This is a genomic window from Pseudomonas orientalis (assembly GCF_022807995.1).
In the GTDB taxonomy this organism is placed as follows: Bacteria; Pseudomonadota; Gammaproteobacteria; order Pseudomonadales; family Pseudomonadaceae; genus Aquipseudomonas; species Aquipseudomonas orientalis_B.
In genome coordinates this window covers 3,507,024-3,526,289 of the sequence record NZ_CP094351.1, presented here as the reverse complement: position 1 = coordinate 3,526,289, position 19,266 = coordinate 3,507,024, and the positions used below count along the sequence as shown (strand labels likewise).

The 19,266-nt window shown below is 59.9% G+C and carries 19 protein-coding genes; 6 read left to right on the top strand and 13 right to left on the bottom strand.

Translation table 11 applies throughout. The features are described from left to right. The first annotated feature begins 2 nt into the window (after window positions 1-2). Complete coding sequence (locus tag MRY17_RS15630; RefSeq protein ID WP_034127907.1) at window positions 3-1,202, top strand: efflux RND transporter periplasmic adaptor subunit; 1,200 nt, start codon at window positions 3-5, stop codon at window positions 1,200-1,202. Continuing rightward, window positions 1,202-2,731, top strand: a complete 1,530-nt coding sequence (locus MRY17_RS15625) for a DHA2 family efflux MFS transporter permease subunit (protein WP_243352434.1) — start codon at window positions 1,202-1,204, stop codon at window positions 2,729-2,731. Before MRY17_RS15630 ends, MRY17_RS15625 begins: the two co-directional genes overlap by 1 nt. A gap of 374 nt (window positions 2,732-3,105) precedes the next feature. On the opposite strand, the gene MRY17_RS15620 is transcribed toward MRY17_RS15625, so the two are convergent. From MRY17_RS15620 to MRY17_RS15605, 4 genes are all read right to left on the bottom strand, one after another. Further along, complete coding sequence (locus tag MRY17_RS15620) at window positions 3,106-3,912, bottom strand: IS3 family transposase (RefSeq protein ID WP_243353948.1); 807 nt, start codon at window positions 3,910-3,912, stop codon at window positions 3,106-3,108. A gap of 26 nt (window positions 3,913-3,938) precedes the next feature. Continuing rightward, the gene (locus MRY17_RS15615; protein ID WP_243352433.1) at window positions 3,939-4,244 is read right to left on the bottom strand and encodes a transposase; all 306 of its coding nucleotides are present in this window, start codon (window positions 4,242-4,244) and stop codon (window positions 3,939-3,941) included. A gap of 353 nt (window positions 4,245-4,597) precedes the next feature. Further along, window positions 4,598-5,347, bottom strand: coding sequence for a UDP-2,3-diacylglucosamine diphosphatase (lpxH, locus tag MRY17_RS15610; RefSeq protein ID WP_181284072.1), 750 nt, complete (start codon window positions 5,345-5,347; stop codon window positions 4,598-4,600). Beyond that, the gene (locus MRY17_RS15605; protein ID WP_057721741.1) at window positions 5,344-5,847 is read right to left on the bottom strand and encodes a peptidylprolyl isomerase; all 504 of its coding nucleotides are present in this window, start codon (window positions 5,845-5,847) and stop codon (window positions 5,344-5,346) included. The genes lpxH and MRY17_RS15605 overlap by 4 nt, the downstream gene beginning before the upstream one ends. A 262-nt stretch (window positions 5,848-6,109) precedes the next feature. On the opposite strand from MRY17_RS15605, the gene MRY17_RS15600 reads away from it, so the two are divergent. Further along, window positions 6,110-7,810 (top strand): glutamine--tRNA ligase/YqeY domain fusion protein, encoded by a 1,701-nt coding sequence (locus MRY17_RS15600; RefSeq protein ID WP_243352432.1) that lies wholly within the window; start codon window positions 6,110-6,112, stop codon window positions 7,808-7,810. A 22-nt stretch (window positions 7,811-7,832) separates the two neighbouring features. Beyond that, the gene (cysS, locus tag MRY17_RS15595) at window positions 7,833-9,215 is read left to right on the top strand and encodes a cysteine--tRNA ligase (protein ID WP_243352431.1); all 1,383 of its coding nucleotides are present in this window, start codon (window positions 7,833-7,835) and stop codon (window positions 9,213-9,215) included. Between the two features lie 409 nt (window positions 9,216-9,624). Here cysS and MRY17_RS15590 read toward each other — a convergent pair whose 3' ends face one another. After that, complete coding sequence (locus MRY17_RS15590; protein WP_181284069.1) at window positions 9,625-10,338, bottom strand: DUF4225 domain-containing protein; 714 nt, start codon at window positions 10,336-10,338, stop codon at window positions 9,625-9,627. Next, entirely contained in the window at window positions 10,335-10,820 is a 486-nt protein-coding gene (locus MRY17_RS15585) for an Hcp family type VI secretion system effector (RefSeq protein WP_198721482.1), read from the bottom strand. The genes MRY17_RS15590 and MRY17_RS15585 overlap by 4 nt, the downstream gene beginning before the upstream one ends. Before the next feature lie 682 nt (window positions 10,821-11,502). Between MRY17_RS15585 and MRY17_RS15580 the strand changes: the two genes are divergently transcribed. Both MRY17_RS15580 and MRY17_RS15575 read left to right on the top strand, forming a co-directional pair. Continuing rightward, window positions 11,503-11,820: a nuclear transport factor 2 family protein gene (locus MRY17_RS15580; RefSeq protein WP_065884909.1), complete on the top strand. Its 318-nt coding sequence runs from the start codon at window positions 11,503-11,505 to the stop codon at window positions 11,818-11,820. Continuing rightward, a complete protein-coding gene (locus tag MRY17_RS15575) occupies window positions 11,817-12,599 on the top strand; it encodes an SDR family oxidoreductase (RefSeq protein WP_243352430.1) in 783 nt (260 codons plus the stop codon). The genes MRY17_RS15580 and MRY17_RS15575 overlap by 4 nt, the downstream gene beginning before the upstream one ends. On the opposite strand, the gene MRY17_RS15570 is transcribed toward MRY17_RS15575, so the two are convergent. The 7 genes from MRY17_RS15570 to MRY17_RS15540 form a co-directional block, all read right to left on the bottom strand. Beyond that, window positions 12,596-12,925: a winged helix-turn-helix transcriptional regulator gene (locus MRY17_RS15570; RefSeq protein ID WP_181080935.1), complete on the bottom strand. Its 330-nt coding sequence runs from the start codon at window positions 12,923-12,925 to the stop codon at window positions 12,596-12,598. The two genes, MRY17_RS15575 and MRY17_RS15570, sit on opposite strands and share 4 nt — an antisense overlap. A gap of 183 nt (window positions 12,926-13,108) precedes the next feature. Then, a complete protein-coding gene (locus MRY17_RS15565) occupies window positions 13,109-13,447 on the bottom strand; it encodes a Na+/H+ antiporter subunit G (protein WP_076950844.1) in 339 nt (112 codons plus the stop codon). After that, the gene (locus MRY17_RS15560) at window positions 13,444-13,722 is read right to left on the bottom strand and encodes a K+/H+ antiporter subunit F (RefSeq protein ID WP_005789171.1); all 279 of its coding nucleotides are present in this window, start codon (window positions 13,720-13,722) and stop codon (window positions 13,444-13,446) included. Before MRY17_RS15560 ends, MRY17_RS15565 begins: the two co-directional genes overlap by 4 nt. Further along, a complete protein-coding gene (locus tag MRY17_RS15555) occupies window positions 13,719-14,207 on the bottom strand; it encodes a Na+/H+ antiporter subunit E (protein WP_181284064.1) in 489 nt (162 codons plus the stop codon). The genes MRY17_RS15560 and MRY17_RS15555 overlap by 4 nt, the downstream gene beginning before the upstream one ends. Then, entirely contained in the window at window positions 14,204-15,886 is a 1,683-nt protein-coding gene (locus MRY17_RS15550; RefSeq protein WP_243352429.1) for a monovalent cation/H+ antiporter subunit D, read from the bottom strand. Before MRY17_RS15550 ends, MRY17_RS15555 begins: the two co-directional genes overlap by 4 nt. Further along, a complete protein-coding gene (locus MRY17_RS15545; RefSeq protein WP_003192163.1) occupies window positions 15,883-16,227 on the bottom strand; it encodes a Na+/H+ antiporter subunit C in 345 nt (114 codons plus the stop codon). Before MRY17_RS15545 ends, MRY17_RS15550 begins: the two co-directional genes overlap by 4 nt. Then, window positions 16,227-19,151, bottom strand: coding sequence for a monovalent cation/H+ antiporter subunit A (locus MRY17_RS15540; RefSeq protein WP_243352428.1), 2,925 nt, complete (start codon window positions 19,149-19,151; stop codon window positions 16,227-16,229). The genes MRY17_RS15545 and MRY17_RS15540 overlap by 1 nt, the downstream gene beginning before the upstream one ends. Between the last annotated feature and the right edge of the window lie 115 nt (window positions 19,152-19,266).

Below are 19,266 nucleotides of genomic sequence, written 5' to 3'. Positions count from 1 at the left end.
TCATGGCCACTGCCGACAGCAACAACGCAACCGAACAACCCAAAGACACCAACCCCCGCAAACGCAAAGTGATGCTGATCGGCCTGGCGCTGATCGTCATCCTGAGTGTGGTGGGCGTGTGGGCCTGGTATGAGTTCTACGGGCGCTTCAATGAAAGCACCGACGACGCCTATGTGAATGGCAACGTGGTGGAAATCACCCCGCTGGTCACCGGCACCGTGGTCAGCATTGGCGCCGACGATGGCGACCTGGTGCACGAAGGCCAGGTGCTGATCAACTTCGACCCCAACGACGCCGCCGTCGGCCTGCAAAGTGCCCAGGCCAACCTGGCCCGCACCGTACGCCAAGTGCGCGGTTTGTACAGCAACGTCGATGGCATGAAAGCCCAGGTCAATGCGCAGAAAGCCGATGTGCAAACCGCCCAGGACAACTACAACCGCCGTAAAACCCTGGCCCAGGGCGGCGCGATTTCCCAGGAAGAACTGTCCCACGCCCGCGACAGCCTGACCGCAGCCAAAAACGCCCTGACCAACCTTGAGCAACAACTCAAAACCACCAACGCCCTGGTGGATGACACGGTGATTTCGTCCCATCCCGATGTGCAAGCCGCCGCTGCGCAACTGCGTCAGGCCTATCTGACTAACGCGCGCAGCACCTTGATCGCACCGGTCACCGGCTATGTGGCCAAGCGCACCGTGCAATTGGGCCAGCGCGTCCAACCGGGCACCGCGCTGATGGCGGTGATCCCGCTGGACCAGCTGTGGATCGATGCCAACTTCAAGGAAACCCAACTGCGGGATATGCGCATCGGCCAGCCGGTGGATATCGAGTCGGACATCTACGGCAGCGACGTGAAGTACAGCGGCACCGTCGACAGCCTCGGCGCCGGCACCGGCAGCGCGTTCGCCTTGCTGCCCGCGCAGAACGCCACCGGCAACTGGATCAAGATCGTGCAGCGGGTACCGGTGCGCATCCATATCAACGCCGAAGAGCTGGCCAAGCACCCGCTGCGCGTGGGCTTGAGCACCGTGGTCAACGTCGACCTGCACGACCAGAGCGGCCCGGTGCTGGCGCAACAGGCGCCGCAAAAAGCCTCGTTCACCACCAACGTGTATGACCGCCAATTGGCGGAGGCCGATGCCATGATCAACCAGTTGATCCATGACAACAGCGTCGCCGCTCCCAAGGCTGCGCAACGCTGATGAGCAATAACGCCTCGTTCACGCCACCCAGCCTGTTGATGGCCACTATTGGCCTGTCGCTGGCGACCTTTATGCAGGTGCTCGACACCACCATCGCCAACGTGGCGTTGCCGACTATCTCTGGCAACCTGGGGGTGAGTTCGGAGCAGGGCACCTGGGTCATTACTTCGTTCGCGGTGAGCAACGCGATTGCCTTGCCGCTCACCGGCTGGTTGAGCCGACGCTTTGGCGAGGTGAAGCTGTTCCTATGGGCAACCATCCTGTTTGTGCTGGCGTCGTTCCTCTGCGGGATTTCCACCTCGATGCCCGAGCTGATCGGCTTTCGCGTGCTGCAAGGCTTGGTCGCCGGGCCGTTGTACCCGATGACGCAGACGCTGTTGATTGCGGTCTACCCACCGGCCAAGCGCGGCATGGCCTTGGCGTTGCTGGCGATGGTCACGGTGGTGGCGCCGATTGCCGGGCCGATTCTCGGTGGCTGGATCACTGACAGCTACAGTTGGCCGTGGATCTTTTTCATCAACGTGCCCATCGGGATTTTTGCGGTGATGGTGGTGCGTGCGCAGCTGAAGAAACGCCCGGTGGTCACCAGCTACCAGCCGATGGACTATGTTGGGCTGCTGAGCCTGATCGTCGGTGTGGGGGCCTTGCAGATCATCCTCGACAAGGGCAATGACCTGGATTGGTTCGAGTCCAACTTCATCATCATTGGTGCGGCCATTTCGGTGATCGCCCTGGCGGTGTTCGTGATCTGGGAGATGACCGACAAGCACCCGGTGGTCAACCTGCGGCTGTTCGCGCACCGTAACTTCCGGATCGGCACCATTGTGTTGATCCTCGGTTACGCGGGCTTTTTCGGCATCAACCTGATCCTGCCGCAGTGGCTGCAAACCCAGATGGGCTACACCGCCACCTGGGCCGGGCTGGCGGTGGCGCCCATCGGGATTTTGCCGGTGCTGATGTCGCCGTTCGTGGGCAAATACGCGCACAAGTTCGACCTGCGCCTGCTGGCGGGGTTGTCGTTCCTGGCGATGGGCTTGAGCTGTTTCATGCGCGCGGGCTTCACCAATGAGGTGGATTTCACCCACATCGCCCTGGTGCAGCTGTTCATGGGGATCGGCGTGGCGCTGTTCTTCATGCCGACCCTGAGCATCCTGATGTCCGACCTGCCGCCGCAGCAGATTGCCGACGGCGCGGGGCTGGCAACGTTCCTGCGCACCTTGGGCGGCAGCTTCGCGGCCTCGCTCACCACCTGGATCTGGATTCGCCGCGCCGACCAGCACCACGCGTACATGAGCGAGAACATGACCACTTATGACTCGGCCACGCGCGACGCGATACAGGCGCTCGGCGGGGCGGGGCACAAAGCGTATGCGCAGTTGGACCAGATCCTCACCAGCCAGGCCTACATGATGTCCACCGTGGACTATTTCACCTTGATGGGGTGGATCTTTGCCGGGTTGATGCTGCTGGTGTGGCTGGCCAAGCCGCCGTTTACCGCGAAAGCGGGGCCTGCGGCTAGCGGCCACTGATCCGAACGGATTGAAATGCAATCAACTGTGGGAGGGGGCTTGCCCCCGATAGCGGTGGGTCAGTTACAGATGTATCAACTGACACACCCTCATCGGGGGCAAGCCCCCTCCCACATTGGATGTGTGTTGTCAGGTATCAAGCGCCAGGCAGGGCCAACTGCGGATTGTTACTGGTATGGCTGGCCAAGCCGCCGTTTGGCGCGAAAGCCGGGCCGGAAGCAAGCGGCCACTGATCCGAACGGATGGAACGCAATCAACTGTGGGAGGGGGCTTGCCCCCGATGGCGGTGGATCAGTCACAGAGGTATCAACTGACACACCCTCATCGGGGGCAAGCTGAACTGGTCTAGTAATTTCGGACATTCTTTTCGGTTCTCACGCTGCGAGCTTTTCCGCCGCTATCGGTGAGTGGTAGCCGTTGTGGCTGTGGCGCCTTACGCTGTTGTAGCGCGCCACATATCGGTTGATATCTGCCCGAGCCTCGTGCTCTGAACTGTAACCGCCCTCAGGCACCCATTCCGACTTTAAGCTGCCAAAAAAACGCTCCATTGGGGCGTTATCCCAGCACTGACCTTTGCGACTCATGCTTTGCTTCAACTCGTGTACCTGCAGTTCAGCCCTGAATTTATGACTCGTGTACTGGCAGCCCTGGTCGGAATGAAACAGCACGCCTTTGGGTCGCCCTCTCAACTCAATAGCCATGCGCAGTGACTCGCTTGCCAGCGTCGCATCGGCGAGCAGTGAATACGACCATCCCACCACTCGGCGCGCGAACAAACCCAACACCACCGAAAAGTAGAGCCATCGCTTGCCGAGCTGGATATAGGTGATGTCCGCACACCACACCTTGTTGATGTCAGCGACGTAAAACTCACGCTCCAGCTCATGCTCAGCCACCAAAGACTCAGCGCCTGATGACTTGTACTTATGTGGCCGGCGTTGTCGGCTAGCAATTCCAGCCTCTTTCATCAAGCTACGAGCCATGTAGCGCCCCACCTTATAGCCTGCACCTCGCAGGTCTTCAGAAAGAGTTCGTGCTCCAGCCGATCCTCTGGACGCCTTGTGATACTTAATCAGAGCAACCTTAAGCGCTTCGCGCTCAAGATCGATTTTTCCCTGACGCTGACGCCAGGCGTAGTAGCTGCTGCGGTTGACTTCAAAAACGCGGCAGCAATCTGTAATGCCGTACTGTTCGCCTAGCTCGCTGATCAGAGGGAATGATCTTTGGAGTCCAAAAGCAGGAGAACACTGGCCTTTTTTAGGATTTCGATATCCCGGTCTTTTTGCCTGAGCAGGGCCTGGAGTTCGTGAATTTTCTTCTGTTCGGCAGTAATTGCCTTGGTGCCCGTCATCGTGGATCCGGCGCGCTCTTTACGCACCTGTTCGACCCAGCGGCGCAAAGCCGTAGGGCCAATATCCAAACTGGCGCAAACTTCGGGAACAGACATATTTTGATCAAGCACCATGCTTGCAGCGTTGAGTTTGACCTCACTGGAATAGGACTTTCGCATCATCTGTACACCTCAGGTTTGGGCGCCATCATAGCGCCCTATTGATGTGTCCAAATTCATTAGACCAGTTCAAGCCCCCTCCCACATGGATGTGTGTTGTCAGGTATCAAGCGCCTGGCAGGGCCAACTGCGGATTGTTGCTGGTATGGCTGGCCAAGCCGCCGTTTGGCGCGAAAGCCGGGCCGGAAGCAAGCGGCCACTGATCCGAACGGATGGAACGCAATCAACTGTGGGAGGGGGCTTGCCCCCGATGGCGGTGGGTCAGTCACAGAGGTATCAACTGACACGTCCTCATCGGGGGCAAGCCTCCTCCCACAGTTTGACCTCTGTTCACATGGGATCAGTGGTGCTGCGGATCAAGCGCCGGGCAATGCCAACTGCGGATTGATGAAGTCAAACGCCGTCAACTGAAAGCCTTGCTCATCCACCTGCAACGCCCAGCCTTGCTTGTCCCAATCCCCCAGCACAATCCGCTTGGCCGCCTGGTCACCAATCTGCAACTTATGGATGGCGGGGCGGTGCGTATGGCCGTGGACCAGGGTGCGCACGCCGAACTGCTGCATCACCCGTGGCACTTCTTCAGGCGTGACATCGACAATATCGTTAGCCTTCATGCGCACCTGGGCGCTGCTTTCACTGCGCAACTTGCGCGCCAGCCTGTGGCGCGTGTTCAAGGGCAGGTGGCGCAGGATAAACAACACCATTGGGTTACGCAGGATGCGCCGCAGCTTCATATAGCCGAGGTCGCGGGTGCAGAGGCTGTCGCCGTGCATCAGCAGCACGGGTTCGCCGTAGAACTGCACGACACTCGGATCCTTGAGCAAGCTGGCGCCTGCCGCCTTGCAGAACGCCTTGCCGATCAGGAAGTCGCGGTTGCCGTGCATGATGAAAATCGCAGTGCCGCTGTCGCTCAGTTCGCGCAGCGCGTCACAGATGGAACGCTGGAACGCGGTCATCCCATCGTCGCCAATCCAGGCTTCGAAGAAGTCCCCCAGAATGTACAACGCCTGGGCGCCCCGGGCGCGGCCGTGGAGCAGATCCAGAAACGCCCGGGTGATGTCCGGGCGCTCCTCTTCCAGATGCAAGTCTGAAATCAGCAATATCACCCAACGATCTCGGCTTTCTCGACGATCACGTCTTCGGCTGGAACGTCCTGGTGACCGGCTTTGGACGTGGTGGACACGCCTTTGATCTTGTCGACAACGTCCTGGCCTTCGGTGACTTTACCGAACACCGCGTAACCCCAACCCTGCACGTTCTTGCCGCTGTGGTTCAGGAAAGCGTTGTCGGCCACGTTGATGAAGAACTGCGCGGAGGCCGAATGCGGCTCCATGGTACGGGCCATGGCGACGGTGTACTTGTCGTTGGAGAGGCCGTTGTCCGCTTCGTTCTGGATGCTTGGGCGCTTGTCTTTCTTCTCTTTCATGCCTGGCTCGAAACCGCCGCCCTGGATCATGAAGTTGCCGATGACACGGTGGAAAACGGTGTTTTCGTAGTGGCCGGCGTTGACGTACTCGATGAAGTTGGCGACGGTGATCGGCGCTTTCTCGGCGTTCAACTCGATGACGATGTCACCGTGGTTGGTGGTCAGTTTGACTTGAGTCATGTTCACTACTCTTTTCAGGGAATTCGTGGGTTTGGGTGCCCGGGGCACCTTACCTGTCTGGCTTAAACGACGGCCAAGGCGCGCAGTTTAGCGTGCCCGGCAGGAATTTCGAGGTGGTTTTTTACCGCCCCGGCCACAAAAGCAGTAATTAAACAGCAGTTTTTGGTGCCAGCCTGTCAGTGTCTTGACTGCATCGGCTATTATGAGCCCTTTGTTTTATCTGGCCCCCACCCGGCCACGAACCTGTCTGTTCAAGGATCCTATGAGCAAGCCCACTGTCGACTCTACCCCGAATGCCAAGGCCGGACCTGCCGTCCCGGTCAACTTCCTGCGCCCGATCATCCAGGCGGACCTGGATTCGGGCAAGCACACGCAGATCGTCACTCGCTTCCCGCCAGAGCCCAACGGCTACCTGCACATCGGTCACGCCAAGTCGATCTGTGTGAATTTCGGCCTGGCCCAGGAGTTCGGTGGCGTCACGCACCTGCGTTTCGACGACACCAACCCGGCCAAGGAAGACCAGGAATACATCGACGCCATCGAAAGCGACATCAAGTGGCTGGGCTTCCAATGGTCCGGTGAAGTGCGCTACGCCTCCCAATACTTCGACCAGTTGTTCGACTGGGCGGTCGAGCTGATCAAGGCCGGCAAGGCCTACGTCGACGACCTGTCCCCCGAGCAGGCCAAGGAATACCGTGGCACCCTGACCGAGCCGGGCAAGAACAGCCCGTTCCGCGACCGTTCGGTCGAGGAGAACCTCGATTGGTTCGCCCGCATGCGCGCCGGCGAATTCCCGGACGGCGCCCGCGTCCTGCGCGCCAAGATCGACATGGCCTCGCCGAACATGAACCTGCGCGACCCGATCATGTACCGCATCCGCCATGCCCACCACCACCAGACTGGCGACAAGTGGTGCATCTACCCCAACTACGACTTCACCCACGGTCAGTCGGACGCCATCGAAGGCATCACCCACTCCATCTGCACCCTGGAGTTCGAGAGCCATCGTCCGCTGTACGAATGGTTCCTGAGCAACCTGCCCGTGCCGGCCCAGCCGCGCCAGTACGAGTTCAGTCGCCTGAACCTCAACTACACCATCACCAGCAAGCGCAAGCTCAAGCAACTGGTGGATGAGAAGCACGTGCATGGCTGGGACGACCCGCGCATGTCGACCCTGTCGGGCTTCCGCCGTCGCGGCTACACCCCGGCGTCGATCCGCAACTTCTGCGACATGGTCGGCACCAACCGCTCCGACGGCGTGGTCGACTTCGGCATGCTCGAATTCAGCATCCGCCAGGACCTCGATGCGAACGCACCGCGCGCCATGTGCGTGCTGCGTCCGTTGAAGGTCGTGATCACCAATTACCCTGAGGGCCAGGTCGAGAACCTCGAACTGCCGCGTCATCCGCAGAAAGAAGAACTCGGCGTGCGCAAGCTGCCGTTCGCCCGTGAAATCTACATCGACCGCGATGACTTCATGGAAGAGCCTCCAAAAGGCTACAAGCGCCTGGAGCCGAACGGCGAAGTGCGCCTGCGCGGCAGCTACGTGATCCGTGCCGACGAAGCGATCAAGGACGCCGACGGCAACATCGTCGAACTGCGTTGCTCGTACGATCCGGACACCCTGGGCAAGAACCCTGAAGGCCGCAAGGTCAAGGGCGTGGTCCACTGGGTGCCGGCCGCTGCCAGCATCGAGTGCGAAGTGCGCTTGTACGATCGTCTGTTCCGCTCGCCGAATCCTGAAAAGGCCGAAGACAGCGCCAGCTTCCTGGACAACATCAACCCTGACTCCCTGCAAGTACTCACTGGTTGTCGTGCCGAGCCATCGCTTGGCGACGCACAGCCGGAAGACCGTTTCCAGTTCGAGCGCGAAGGCTACTTCTGCGCGGATATCAAGGACTCGAGACCCGGTCGGCCGGTATTCAACCGTACCGTGACCTTGCGTGATTCGTGGGGCCAGTGATTAAAGTCTTAAGGGAAACATCGTGCTAACGATCTACAACACGCTCAGCAAGACCAAAGAAGTCTTCAAGCCGCTCGATGGCAACAAGGTGCGCATGTATGTGTGCGGCATGACCGTGTACGACTACTGCCACATCGGCCACGGCCGCAGCATGGTTGCCTTCGACCTGGTGACCCGCTGGTTGCGTTTCAGCGGCTATGATTTGACCTACGTGCGCAACATCACCGACATCGACGACAAGATCATCAATCGCGCCAACGAGAACGGCGAGTCGTTCGACGCGCTGACCGAGCGCATGATCGCCGCGATGCACGAGGACGAGGCGCGCCTCAATATCCTCAAGCCGGACATGGAGCCGCGTGCCACCGACCACATCCCGGGCATGCACGCGATGATCCAGACCCTGATCGACAAGGGCTACGCCTACGCGCCAGGCAACGGCGACGTGTACTACCGCGTCGCCAAGTTCATGGGCTACGGCAAGCTGTCGCGCAAGAAGATCGAAGACCTGCGCATCGGTGCGCGTATCGAAGTCGACGAAGCCAAGCAGGACCCGCTCGACTTCGTGCTGTGGAAAGCCACCAAGCCCGGCGAACCGAGCTGGGAATCGCCGTGGGGCGCCGGGCGTCCGGGCTGGCACATCGAATGCTCGGTGATGTCCACCTGCTGCCTGGGCGAGACCTTCGACATTCATGGCGGCGGCAGCGACCTGGAGTTTCCGCACCACGAAAACGAAATCGCCCAGAGCGAAGCCGCCACCGGCCAGACCTACGCCAACGCCTGGATGCACTGCGGCATGATCCGCATCAATGGCGAGAAGATGTCCAAGTCCTTGAACAACTTCTTCACCATTCGCGACGTGCTGGAAAAGTACCATCCGGAAGTTGTGCGGTATTTGTTGGTGTCGAGCCACTACCGCAGCGCCATCAATTACTCGGAAGACAACCTCAAGGACGCCAAGGGCGCCCTGGAGCGGTTCTACCATGCGTTGAAAGGCTTGCCTGCGGTTGCACCGGCTGGCGGCGAAGCGTTCGTGGCACGTTTTACCGAAGTGATGAACGACGACTTTGGTACGCCGGAAGCGTGTGCTGTGTTGTTCGAGATGGTGCGCGAGATCAACCGCCTGCGCGAGAGCGATCTCGACGCGGCGGCTGGTCTGGCGGCACGCTTGAAAGAGCTGGCCAGTGTGCTGGGGGTTCTGCAAATGAAGCCTGAGGATTTCCTGCAAGCCGGCGCCGAAGGGCGTGTCGATGCGGCGCAAGTGGATGCGCTGATCCAGGCGCGTCTGGCTGCTCGTACCAATAAAGACTGGGCGGAATCCGACCGTATCCGCGACCAACTGACCGCGATGGGTGTGGTGTTGGAAGACGGCAAGGGTGGGACGACGTGGCGGTTGGCTGACTGACGGTTGGTTGCTGTACGTTGAATATAAAACGCCCCGACTGTTTCGGGGCGTTTTTTGTAGTGTGGAGATTAGTATGCGTCAAACTAGCTGGATTTATAGCGCTCTCATCAAAACCACCATCTGATTTCCCATCTAACAGGTAGAGCCCCCGCGTGAGCGGGTATACAGAAAAAAGCAATCCATCCAATGAAGGGGTAGTTTGATATAAGATCTGGGTTGTATCCGAGTAAGGGAAAGTTGTTTTCTTCTATCATGCTTAAGTATGTGATCGCAAAAAAGCCATTAAATATTAAGCATAGTAGAAATTTTGCAAGAAAATATTCGGTTCCAGAGAAGCGTATTTTTAGTGTGTATGCGCAAAGAATTCCCCATGTGGCAAATAGCGGGAAAGTCAAAACGAACCAGAGTGTCAATATTTTTCCTCGTTGTGCATCTGCTTTATCGTTTGAAAATCTGTATAGACTTCGATTCCCATTGTAGTTGGGGTCATTGTTTTGTACGCTCGGATGTAATCGGTTGGGATGTATCTAAATAGGCGCCAAGCATCAGGTTTAAGTACGTGTCTCGCTGCACTGTAGACGGATAAACCAATATCAGCTGCACCGTAGGCCATATTGGCTGCCCGTTCATCATGGCCCATAGCGAATGCGGCCGACTGATAAGCAGCACGAACCGGGCCGACCGCATCTGATTGTCCCGTCACTAGATTACGCCCACCCTCATATACGTTATTTGCACCATGTGCGATCAGCGGCACCCCCGCAATGAGACAGAGCGTGCCAACTGATGCGTAGCAAATTCCAGCTCCTGTGGCCATTTGCAGCGCGCCTGCTACAACTCCAATGCCTTTACGCCCAATCTCCATTGACTGGTTCAGCAGGCTTTGCTGTTCGGTTTTTATCTCCACAAGCCCCTGTGCAACCGTCTTTTTTCCCTGCTCCACATCGTTAACAATACTACGAGCGTAATAGGCCACTTCCCGATTGAATATCGAACGATTAACGCCATCCTGTAGATGCCGGGCACTGATTGCACACGCATGATTGGTCAGTTTTGCAGCGGCTTGGCTGACTACCCCCAAGTCATAGAAAGTAGGCGTTTGATTTTTGTTCTTTGAGTTCATCGCCCGGTTTCCCATGAGCCATAGCCGCTGGTCCCCGCGATGTGATGTGTCCAGATAATTTCCCGATAACGAATCGACAGATGTTCTTGTGCGTCTACATCATTCAGGAGTACCGAATGGGGAACGTCGACGGTCAGGCTGGCAATGATGCAGCCCCTTATATCGACGGTGTAGTATTTTTCGTGCCGACCAAACTGTGAAATTCGATAGAAGTTGATGACGCAGTTCAGTTCTTCTCTGTTGGATAACGCCACGGCCAGCAAGGGCGAGGATTTATCAATGCTTTTTGTGATGACCACCGGGCCATGAGTGGAGGCTCTGACATTGCCGGTGTTGAGCATATTGTGGTTGAAGGACATCACCATGATTTCGTCTCGATGCCCTTCCTGACACTTGTTGCCAATGGAGTCTTGAGTTGAGCAGCCAGCCGAGATCAGGCCTTGAGATTTTCCGTTAATGGACATGTAACCGTGGTTAGCCATGGACGTTGGTATCCTGATTTATTCGCCATAAACATACGGAAAAATGTAAATAGGAAATATCGGATGTTTCGCCTTTTATCGTGCGAGCGGGATGTAGGATTATTCGGGTTTCTGCGAGAAGAAAAACGCCCCGTTATGCCGGGGCGTTTTGCTGGGGTTGTGCGAGCGAAGGTAATGACGGCATTCGTCGCCTCGCTGAATTTGCAGCGACCACCGAAGATTAGGCAGCCATCTTCCGAGCGACAACCCTAAAACGCTGTCGTAAGTTTCCTGCTGAGACTCACGCTTGATCTGAGTTGTTCGGCGGGGCGCGGAGCGTCCCGGGCGGCATTACCACGCGGAGCGTGGGAACGATCAAAATGGGCGGCGCGCATCAGGTTTTTCGTCTGATGCAAAACCAACTGTGGGGGAGGGTTTGCTCGCGAATGCAGTCTTTCATTCAGAGCAGCAGTGGCTGACTCACCGTATTCGCGAGCAAGCCCGCTCTCACATTTTGACCGTGCTCACCTTGCCGGGTCTTCGGTTTCAAATTTATTGGGGATGCACGCACTTCAATATTCGCGTAGGCCCGTAAATCCAATGGCTTACTTTGAAGTGAGCCCATTACCTTTTCGTGCGTTCTTGTGGCGAGTCCCGGCGGTTTCTATCCTGAAGGCCTATCGAACATTCAGGAGTACCCGCCATGACCCTCGCGCTTCCCCCAGCCATCGCCCGTTACTTCGCCGCCAGGGCAGGCGATTTCAGCGAGTGTTTCACTGCCGATGCGGTGGTGAAGGACGAAGGCCACACTTATGTCGGGTTGCTGGCTATCCAGGCCTGGAAAGCCGGCACCGGCAACAAGTACACCTACACCAGCGAACCGTTTGCCTGTGAGGAGCAGGGCGATAAAACCGTCGTCACCAGCCATCTGGTCGGCAATTTTCCTGGAAGCCCGCTGGACCTGCAGTATTGCTTCAGTCTGGAAGGCGACAGGATTGCTGCACTGGAGATCGGAGTATGAGCTTTGACCTCGGCCTGAAGGGCCTTCGGGCACTGGTCACGGGCGGTACTAAAGGCATCGGCGCCGCCGTGGTTGCGGTGTTGCATGAGCAAGGCGCCCAAGTGATTTCGGTCGCGCGTTCGGCGGCGGATTCGACGCGCGAAGGCGTGCATTTCATTGCCGCCGACCTGGGCACCTCCGTCGGTTGTGCGAGCGCTACCGAAGCGGTGAAAGATCGGTTCGGCGGCGTGGATATCATCGTCAATGTGCTCGGCGGCTCCAGCGCGCCCGGCGGTGGTTTTGCGGTGCTCGATGATGAGCAATGGGCGAATGCGCTGAACCAGAATCTGATGGCGGCCGTGCGGGTGGACCGGGCGTTGCTGCCAGGGATGGTCGAGCGTGGCGCGGGTGTGATTATTCACGTCACCTCGATCCAGCGGGAATTGCCGTTGCCCGAATCGACCACGGCCTACGCCGCTGCCAAGGCGGCATTGGCAACGTACAGCAAGAGCCTGTCCAAAGAAGTGACGCCCAAGGGCGTGCGGGTGGTGCGTGTCTCGCCGGGCTGGGTGGAGACGGATGCAGCGGTGGTCCTGGCGGAGCGGCTGGCGGATGAAGCGGGTACGGATTATGAAGGCGGCAAGCAGATCATCATGCAGGCGCTGGGCGGGATTCCCCTCGGGCGGCCGGCCAAGCCCGAGGAAGTGGCCGACTTGATCGCGTTTCTGGTATCGCCGCGCGCCGCTTCGATCAGCGGCACCGAGTATGTGATCGATGGCGGTACGGTGCCCACGGTCTAGCTCGCGGGTTTGGCGGCCTGCCATTTGAGCAGCCCGTCCAGCACCGGGCACAGGCTCTGGCCCCATTCTGTCATACGGTACTCGACCTTGGGTGGCACCACCGGGTAAACCGTGCGGTGCACCAGGCCATCGGCTTCGAGCTGGCGCAGCTGTTGGGCCAGCATCTTCTGCGAGATCTCCGGGATCAGCCGCTCAAGGTCGGAATAGCGCTGCACCTGGCCACCGAACAGGTGAAACAGGATGATCAGCTTCCAGCGCCCGCCGAGCCAGGCGAGTGTGGTTTCCACGTCGGCTGCGGCGGTGGCGGGGGTGTAGGTTTTGCTCATTGCGTGCTTCCTGGGAATCGCCGGAATTGGCGTTGCGAATCCGTTCCATTGCCTGGCATCTATCCAACTGTGGGAGCTGGCTTGCCTGCGATCGCGGTGGGTCAGCCAACATTTTCGGTGGCTGACACGCCCTCATCGCAGGCAAGCCAGCTCCCACATTTTGCACTGTGTTCATTTGATGAATCAGCGGCGGCTGCTGACTTCTGCCGGCACATCATCACCCGCCATACGCTTGCGAAACAGTGCCGTTCGCGCCAGCAGCAACGTTGTGACCGGCACCGTGATCGACAGCAAAATCGGAATCAACCACCCGTGCAGCACCGGCCCGGACTTGAGCACCGAAAAGTAGATAATCGACGCCAACGCCACGCACCACGCGCCGAGCGTCGAGGCCAGCGCCGGCGGGTGCATGCGTTGGAAGAAATCTTTCATGCGCAACAACCCAAGCGCACCGATCAGCGCAAACACGCTACTCAAGACCAGCAGCAGCCCGACGACGATTTCCATCCATAACGGCATCATTCAATCACCTCCCCACGCAGCAGGAATTTGGCCAGGGCGAACGAGCCGACAAAGCCGAACAGCGCAATCAGCAGCGCCGCTTCAAAGTAGGTGTCACTGGCGTAACGGATGCCCAGCACCAGCATCATCAGCATCGCCAGGATGTACAGATAATCCAGCGCCAGTACCCGGTCCTGGGCTGACGGGCCTTTGAACAGGCGGATCAACGTCAGCACCATCGCCAGCGAGAACAGGAACAGGCTGAACAGGATCGCATTGGAGAGCAGGGCGCTCATTCGAAGATCTCCATCAGGGGCCGTTCGTAGGCGGATTTGAAGTGCTCGATAAACTGCGCCTCATCATCCAGGTCGAACACATGCAGCAGCAGGACGCTGCGGTCCAGCGCCAGTTCCGACCAGATCGTGCCAGGGATCACCGTGGTGATCATCGACAACGCTGCAAGGCCGTTGGGGCTGCGCAGGTCGATGGGGATCTTGATGAAGCGCGCGCGCGGCGGGCGTGAACCGCAGGTCAGGACGCCCCAGGCCACTTGCAGGTTGGAGACAATCACGTCGCGGCCCACCAACAGCAACAGGCGCAGGATCGCACCGGGACGGCGCAGGCTGATCGGTTGCGGGCGCAGTGGCGCCATCATCAGCGGCGCCAGCACGCCCAGCAATGCACCGAGCAGCAGATTGCCGGGGCTCATGGACAGGTTCAGCACCAGCCACAACCCCAGCAAGGCCAGCGACAACCACGGGGCGGGAAACAGGCGCTTCATGGTTGCACCTCCATGGCGGCTGCCTGGGCTTCGGGACTCGGCACCGGGCGCGTCGCCATCACTGCCATCACGTAGCTTTCCGGGTTGTTCAGGCTCTTGGCGGTGGCCAGGGTGTAGCGCAGCAGTGGCTCGGCCTTGAAGGTCAGCGCGATGCTCAGGCCCAGCAGCAGGAAGATCGGCACACACTCGTAGCGGCGCAGCAGGGGCGATGGGCGTTCTTCAGGGGTCCAGAAGCGCTGGATGCCAAGCCGTGCGAAGGCAATCAGCGAGGCCAGACCCGACAGGATCAACAGTGCCACCAGGCCCCAGGCTGCCGGACGGATGGGTTCGTCCACCGCATTGCCGAGGCCCAGCGGATTGACCAGCGCATGCAGCAGACTGAGCTTGCCGATAAACCCGGACAGTGGCGGCATGCCGATGATCAGCAGCGCGCAGGCCACAAAACTCAGGCCCAGGAACGCCATGGTCCAGGGAATCACCTGGCCGATCACGGCTTTCTGTTCATCGTCGAGGTTGACCCCGGGCCGTGGATGCAGGGATTCCATGGCTTTGGGCAGCGCATCAATTTCTTCATCCAGCGGCAGGTCGTTGGCCGAGCGCGAACGCTCGATCAGCTCGGCCAGCAAGAACAGCGCGCTCAACGCCAGGGTCGAACTGACCAGATAAAACAGCGCCCCTGCGATCAGGCTGGGCTGGGCGAAACCCACGGCCGACAGCAGGATGCCGGCCGACACCAGGATGCTCAGGCTCGCCATGCGCTCCAGGCGCTGCGCCGCCAGCATCGCCAGCGCCGCGCACACAATGGTTGCCATACCGCCGTACACCAGCCAGTCACCGCCGAACAGCGCCGACGCACCGGCCTGGCCGGAGAACAGCAGGGTCCACAGGCGCAGCACGGTATACACGCCGACCTTGGTCATGATCGCGAACATCGCCGCCACCGGCGCGCTGGCCGAAGAGTAGGCGGGCGCCAGCCAGAAGTTCAGCGGCCACATGCCGGCCTTGGCCAGGAACGCGGTGGCCAGGATCGCCGCGCCGGCGTGCAGCAAACCACGATCGGCCTCCGGCACCAGCGGGATTTTCAGCGCAAGGTCAGCGAAATTCAGCGTGCCGGTCACGCCGTAGATCATCGCCGCACCGATCAAAAACAGCGATGAGGCCAGCAGGTTGATCGCGATGTAATGCAACCCCGACGACACGCGGGCACGGCCTGAACCGTGCAGCATCAAGCCGTAGGACGCCGCCAGCAGTACCTCGAAAAACACAAACAGATTGAACAGGTCGGCGGTGAGAAAGGCGCCGTACAATCCCATCATCTGCACCTGGAACAGTGCATGGAAACTGGTGCCGGCACGGTCCCAGCGGGCCATGGCGAACATCAGCGCGCTGACGCCGATGATCCCGGTCAGTACCAGCATCAGCGCCGACAGTTGATCCACCACCAGCACGATACCGAACGGCACTTGCCAGTTGCCCGGCAGGTACACGCCGATCGAGCCGGGACCGCCTTGTTGTGTCCAGTACAGCAGCAATATGGCAATGCCCAGCCCCATGATGCTGGAGAACAGGTTGATCCTGGCTTTGAGCGGGCGGCGTTTCTCGCCGAGCATCAGCATCAGCGCCGCAGTCAGTAACGGCAGCAGGATCGGCGCAACGATCAGTTGGTTGACCCAATTCATTCCTTGGGCTCCCGGCCGTCCACATGGTCAGTACCGGTCAGGCCGCGGGAGGCCAGCAGCACCACCAGGAACAACGCGGTCATGGCGAAGCTGATCACGATGGCCGTGAGCACCAGCGCCTGGGGCAGCGGGTCGGTGTAGTTGAGCAGGTCTTGCGGCACCCCGTCCTTGATGATCGGCTCCTTGCCGATAAACAGGCTGCCCATGCTGAAAATGAACAGGTTGACCCCGTAGGACAGCAGGCACAGGCCCATCACCACCTGAAACGTCCGCGGGCGCAGGATCAACCAGACGCCGGAGGCCGCCAGGACCCCAATGGCAATTGCGATGACTTCTTCCATCAGGCGGCAGCTCCTTGTGGGTTGACGACGGCTTTGGGCTGGTTGCTCGGCTTATGCGCGCGCACTGACTGGTGACCGAGGGCGGTAAGCATCAGCAGGGTCGAGCCGACGACCATGGCGTAGACGCCGACATCGAAGAACAGCGCGCTGGCGATATGAATGTCGCCCAGCACCGGCAAGCTCAGATGCCAGGTATGGGTGGTGAGGAACGGGTAGCCAGCAAACAACGCGCCGAGCCCGGTGAGCGTCGCCGCCAGCAGGCCGAAGCCCATCCAGCGCATCGGCCGCAGGCTCATCTGCGCCTCGACCCACTGCGTGCCGGCCACCATGTATTGCAGGATAAACGCCACCGACATCACCAGCCCCGCGACAAAGCCGCCGCCCGGTTGGTTATGGCCGCGCATGAACAGGTAGAACGACACCACCAGCGCTATCGGCAACAGCAGGCGCACCAGCACCGCCGGCACCATCATGAAGCCCAGGGCGGTGTCGCTGGCCTGGCGCGGGTTGACCAGGTCGGTGGCCACGTCCGGTGCCAGCTGGCGCTGTTGCGGCGGCAGTTCCATACTTTCTTTCGACGGGCGGAAGCGCCGCAGCAGGGCGTATACGGTCAGCGCCACCGCACCGAGCACGGTGATTTCGCCAAGGGTGTCGAAGCCGCGGAAGTCCACCAGCATTACGTTGACCACATTGCTGCCGCCGCCCTCGGGCAGGGCGCGGCTGAGGTAGAACGAGGAGATATCGTTGGGCGTCTGTCGGGTCAGCATCGCATAGGACAATAGCGCCATGCCGCCGCCGACCACCGTGGACAGCAGGAAGTCGCGCAGGCGGCGAATGCGCGCCTTGCGCAGCGAACCGGGCAGCGGCGAAACCTCTTCGATCCGTCGTGGCAGCCAGCGCAGGCCGAGCAGGATCAACACGGTGGTCACCACTTCCACCACCAGTTGCGTCAGGGCCAGGTCCGGCGCCGAGAACCACACGAAAGTAATGCAGGTCATCAGGCCGCACACGCTGACCATGGTCAGGGCTGCCAGCCGGTGATATTTGGCCTGCCACGCGGCGCCCAGCGCGCAGGCAATCGCCAGCACCCACAGGGTGACAAACACGACCGAGCCGGGAATCTTCGGGCGATCACCCCAGGTCAGGCCACTGTTGAGCATCGGGATCAAGGCGCCGATCACCGCCACGATCACCAGCAGGAACAACTGGGTTTGCAGGCGCTTGGTGCTGATGCGTTTTTCGATCTTGCGCACCCCGCGCATCATCACCACCAGGCAACGCTCGAAGCCGCGCTTGCCGTTGAAGTAGCCGATCAGCGGCGGGTAGGTGAAACGGCCGCGTTTGAGTTGTTTGCGCAGCATCAGGTACAGCACTACGCCACCGCACATGGCCACCAGGCTCATGATCAACGGCGCGTTCCAGCCGTGCCAGATCGCCAGGCTATATTCAGGCAGCGCGCCGTCCACCACCGGCAATGCGGCGGCGGCCAGGATCGAGCCGACCATCTGCGCTGGGAAGATGCCCACCAGCAGGCAGGTGAACACCAGCAGTTCAACCGGTGCGCGCATCCAGCGTGGTGGTTCGTGGGGGGTATGCGGCAGGTCGGTCGCCGGTGGGCCGAAGAACACGTCAACGGTGAAGCGCAACGCATAGGCCACGCTGAACGTGCCGGCAATGGTCGCGATCGCGGGCAGAGTGATCTCCACCCATTTTGTCGCCGAAATAAATACGGTTTCGGCGAAGAACATTTCTTTGGACAGAAAGCCATTGAGCAACGGCACGCCGGCCATCGAAGCACTGGCCACCATCGCCAGGGTCGCGGTAAACGGGATCAGACGCACCAGCCCGCTGAGCTTGCGGATGTCCCGCGTGCCGCTTTCGTGGTCGATGATGCCCGCCGCCATGAACAGCGAGGCTTTGAAGGTGGCGTGGTTGAGAATATGGAACACTGCCGCGACGGCGGCCAGCGGGCTGTTGAGGCCCAGCAGTAAAGTGATCAGGCCGAGGTGGCTGATGGTGGAATAGGCCAGCAGGCCCTTGAGATCGTTTTGAAACATGGCGCAGTAAGCGCCGAGGAGGAGGGTGAGCGCGCCGGCACCGCCGACGATCCAGAACCACTCTTCGCTGCCGGACAGCGACGGCCACAGGCGGGCCAGCAGGAACACGCCGGCCTTCACCATCGTTGCCGAATGCAGGTAAGCCGAAACCGGTGTCGGCGCCGCCATGGCGTGGGGCAGCCAGAAGTGGAAGGGGAACTGCGCGCTTTTGCTCAAGGCGCCGATCAGCACCAGGGCCAGCATGACCGGGTACAGCGAGTGCGCGCGAATCTGATCGCCCGCCGCCAGCACCTGATCCAGATCGTAGCTGCCGACGATATGCCCCAGCAGCATCACCCCGGCCAGCAGGCACAGGCCGCCTGCGCCTGTGACCATCAATGCCATGTACGCACCACGCCGCGCATCGGCGCGGTGATGCCAGTAACCGATCAACAGGAACGAGAACAGGCTGGTCAGTTCCCAGAAAAACACGATCTGGATCAGGTTGCCGGAAATCACCAGCCCGAGCATGGCGCCCATAAAGGCCAGGAAAAACGCGAAGAAGCGCGGCACCGGGTCATCCGGCGACATGTAGTAACGCGCGTACAGTGACACCAGCGTGCCGATGCCGAGCACCAGCATCGAGAACAGCCAGGCAAACCCGTCCATGCGCAGCACGAAATTCAGGCCAAGACTGGGCAACCACATGAATTCTTCACGGATCACGCCACCATGGGCAATCTGGGGGTAAAGCAGGGCGACTTGAATGGTGCCGACCAGGGCCACCAGGCCGGCCAGCAGGGATTCGGTATTACGTGCATTGTGCGGCAGCAAGGCCGCCAGACAGCTGCCAATGAATGGCAGAAGCAGTAGAACTATCAGGGACATAGGCTTCTAATCTGCGGGAGTTTGGGATGCATCATACGTGCCGCTTTCGCGATCACCAAACGGCAAGATGTGGCAGGATCCTACAAGGGAGCAGTAAAGCAGCTACAAGCGGCAA

Excerpts from the sequence above, each read along its gene's own strand:
- MRY17_RS15630 (WP_034127907.1), top strand. The coding sequence starts at position 3 with ATGGCCACTGCCGACAGCAACAACGCAACCGAACAACCCAAAGACACC.
- MRY17_RS15625 (WP_243352434.1), top strand. The coding sequence starts at position 1,202 with ATGAGCAATAACGCCTCGTTCACGCCACCCAGCCTGTTGATGGCCACT.
- MRY17_RS15615 (WP_243352433.1), bottom strand. The coding sequence starts at position 4,244 with ATGATGCGAAAGTCCTATTCCAGTGAGGTCAAACTCAACGCTGCAAGC.
- MRY17_RS15605 (WP_057721741.1), bottom strand. The coding sequence starts at position 5,847 with ATGACTCAAGTCAAACTGACCACCAACCACGGTGACATCGTCATCGAG.
- MRY17_RS15600 (WP_243352432.1), top strand. The coding sequence starts at position 6,110 with ATGAGCAAGCCCACTGTCGACTCTACCCCGAATGCCAAGGCCGGACCT.
- MRY17_RS15590 (WP_181284069.1), bottom strand. The coding sequence starts at position 10,338 with ATGAACTCAAAGAACAAAAATCAAACGCCTACTTTCTATGACTTGGGG.
- MRY17_RS15585 (WP_198721482.1), bottom strand. The coding sequence starts at position 10,820 with ATGGCTAACCACGGTTACATGTCCATTAACGGAAAATCTCAAGGCCTG.
- MRY17_RS15580 (WP_065884909.1), top strand. The coding sequence starts at position 11,503 with ATGACCCTCGCGCTTCCCCCAGCCATCGCCCGTTACTTCGCCGCCAGG.
- MRY17_RS15575 (WP_243352430.1), top strand. The coding sequence starts at position 11,817 with ATGAGCTTTGACCTCGGCCTGAAGGGCCTTCGGGCACTGGTCACGGGC.
- MRY17_RS15570 (WP_181080935.1), bottom strand. The coding sequence starts at position 12,925 with ATGAGCAAAACCTACACCCCCGCCACCGCCGCAGCCGACGTGGAAACC.
- MRY17_RS15565 (WP_076950844.1), bottom strand. The coding sequence starts at position 13,447 with ATGATGCCGTTATGGATGGAAATCGTCGTCGGGCTGCTGCTGGTCTTG.
- MRY17_RS15560 (WP_005789171.1), bottom strand. The coding sequence starts at position 13,722 with ATGAGCGCCCTGCTCTCCAATGCGATCCTGTTCAGCCTGTTCCTGTTC.
- MRY17_RS15555 (WP_181284064.1), bottom strand. The coding sequence starts at position 14,207 with ATGAAGCGCCTGTTTCCCGCCCCGTGGTTGTCGCTGGCCTTGCTGGGG.
- MRY17_RS15550 (WP_243352429.1), bottom strand. The coding sequence starts at position 15,886 with ATGAATTGGGTCAACCAACTGATCGTTGCGCCGATCCTGCTGCCGTTA.
- MRY17_RS15545 (WP_003192163.1), bottom strand. The coding sequence starts at position 16,227 with ATGGAAGAAGTCATCGCAATTGCCATTGGGGTCCTGGCGGCCTCCGGC.
- MRY17_RS15540 (WP_243352428.1), bottom strand. The coding sequence starts at position 19,151 with ATGTCCCTGATAGTTCTACTGCTTCTGCCATTCATTGGCAGCTGTCTG.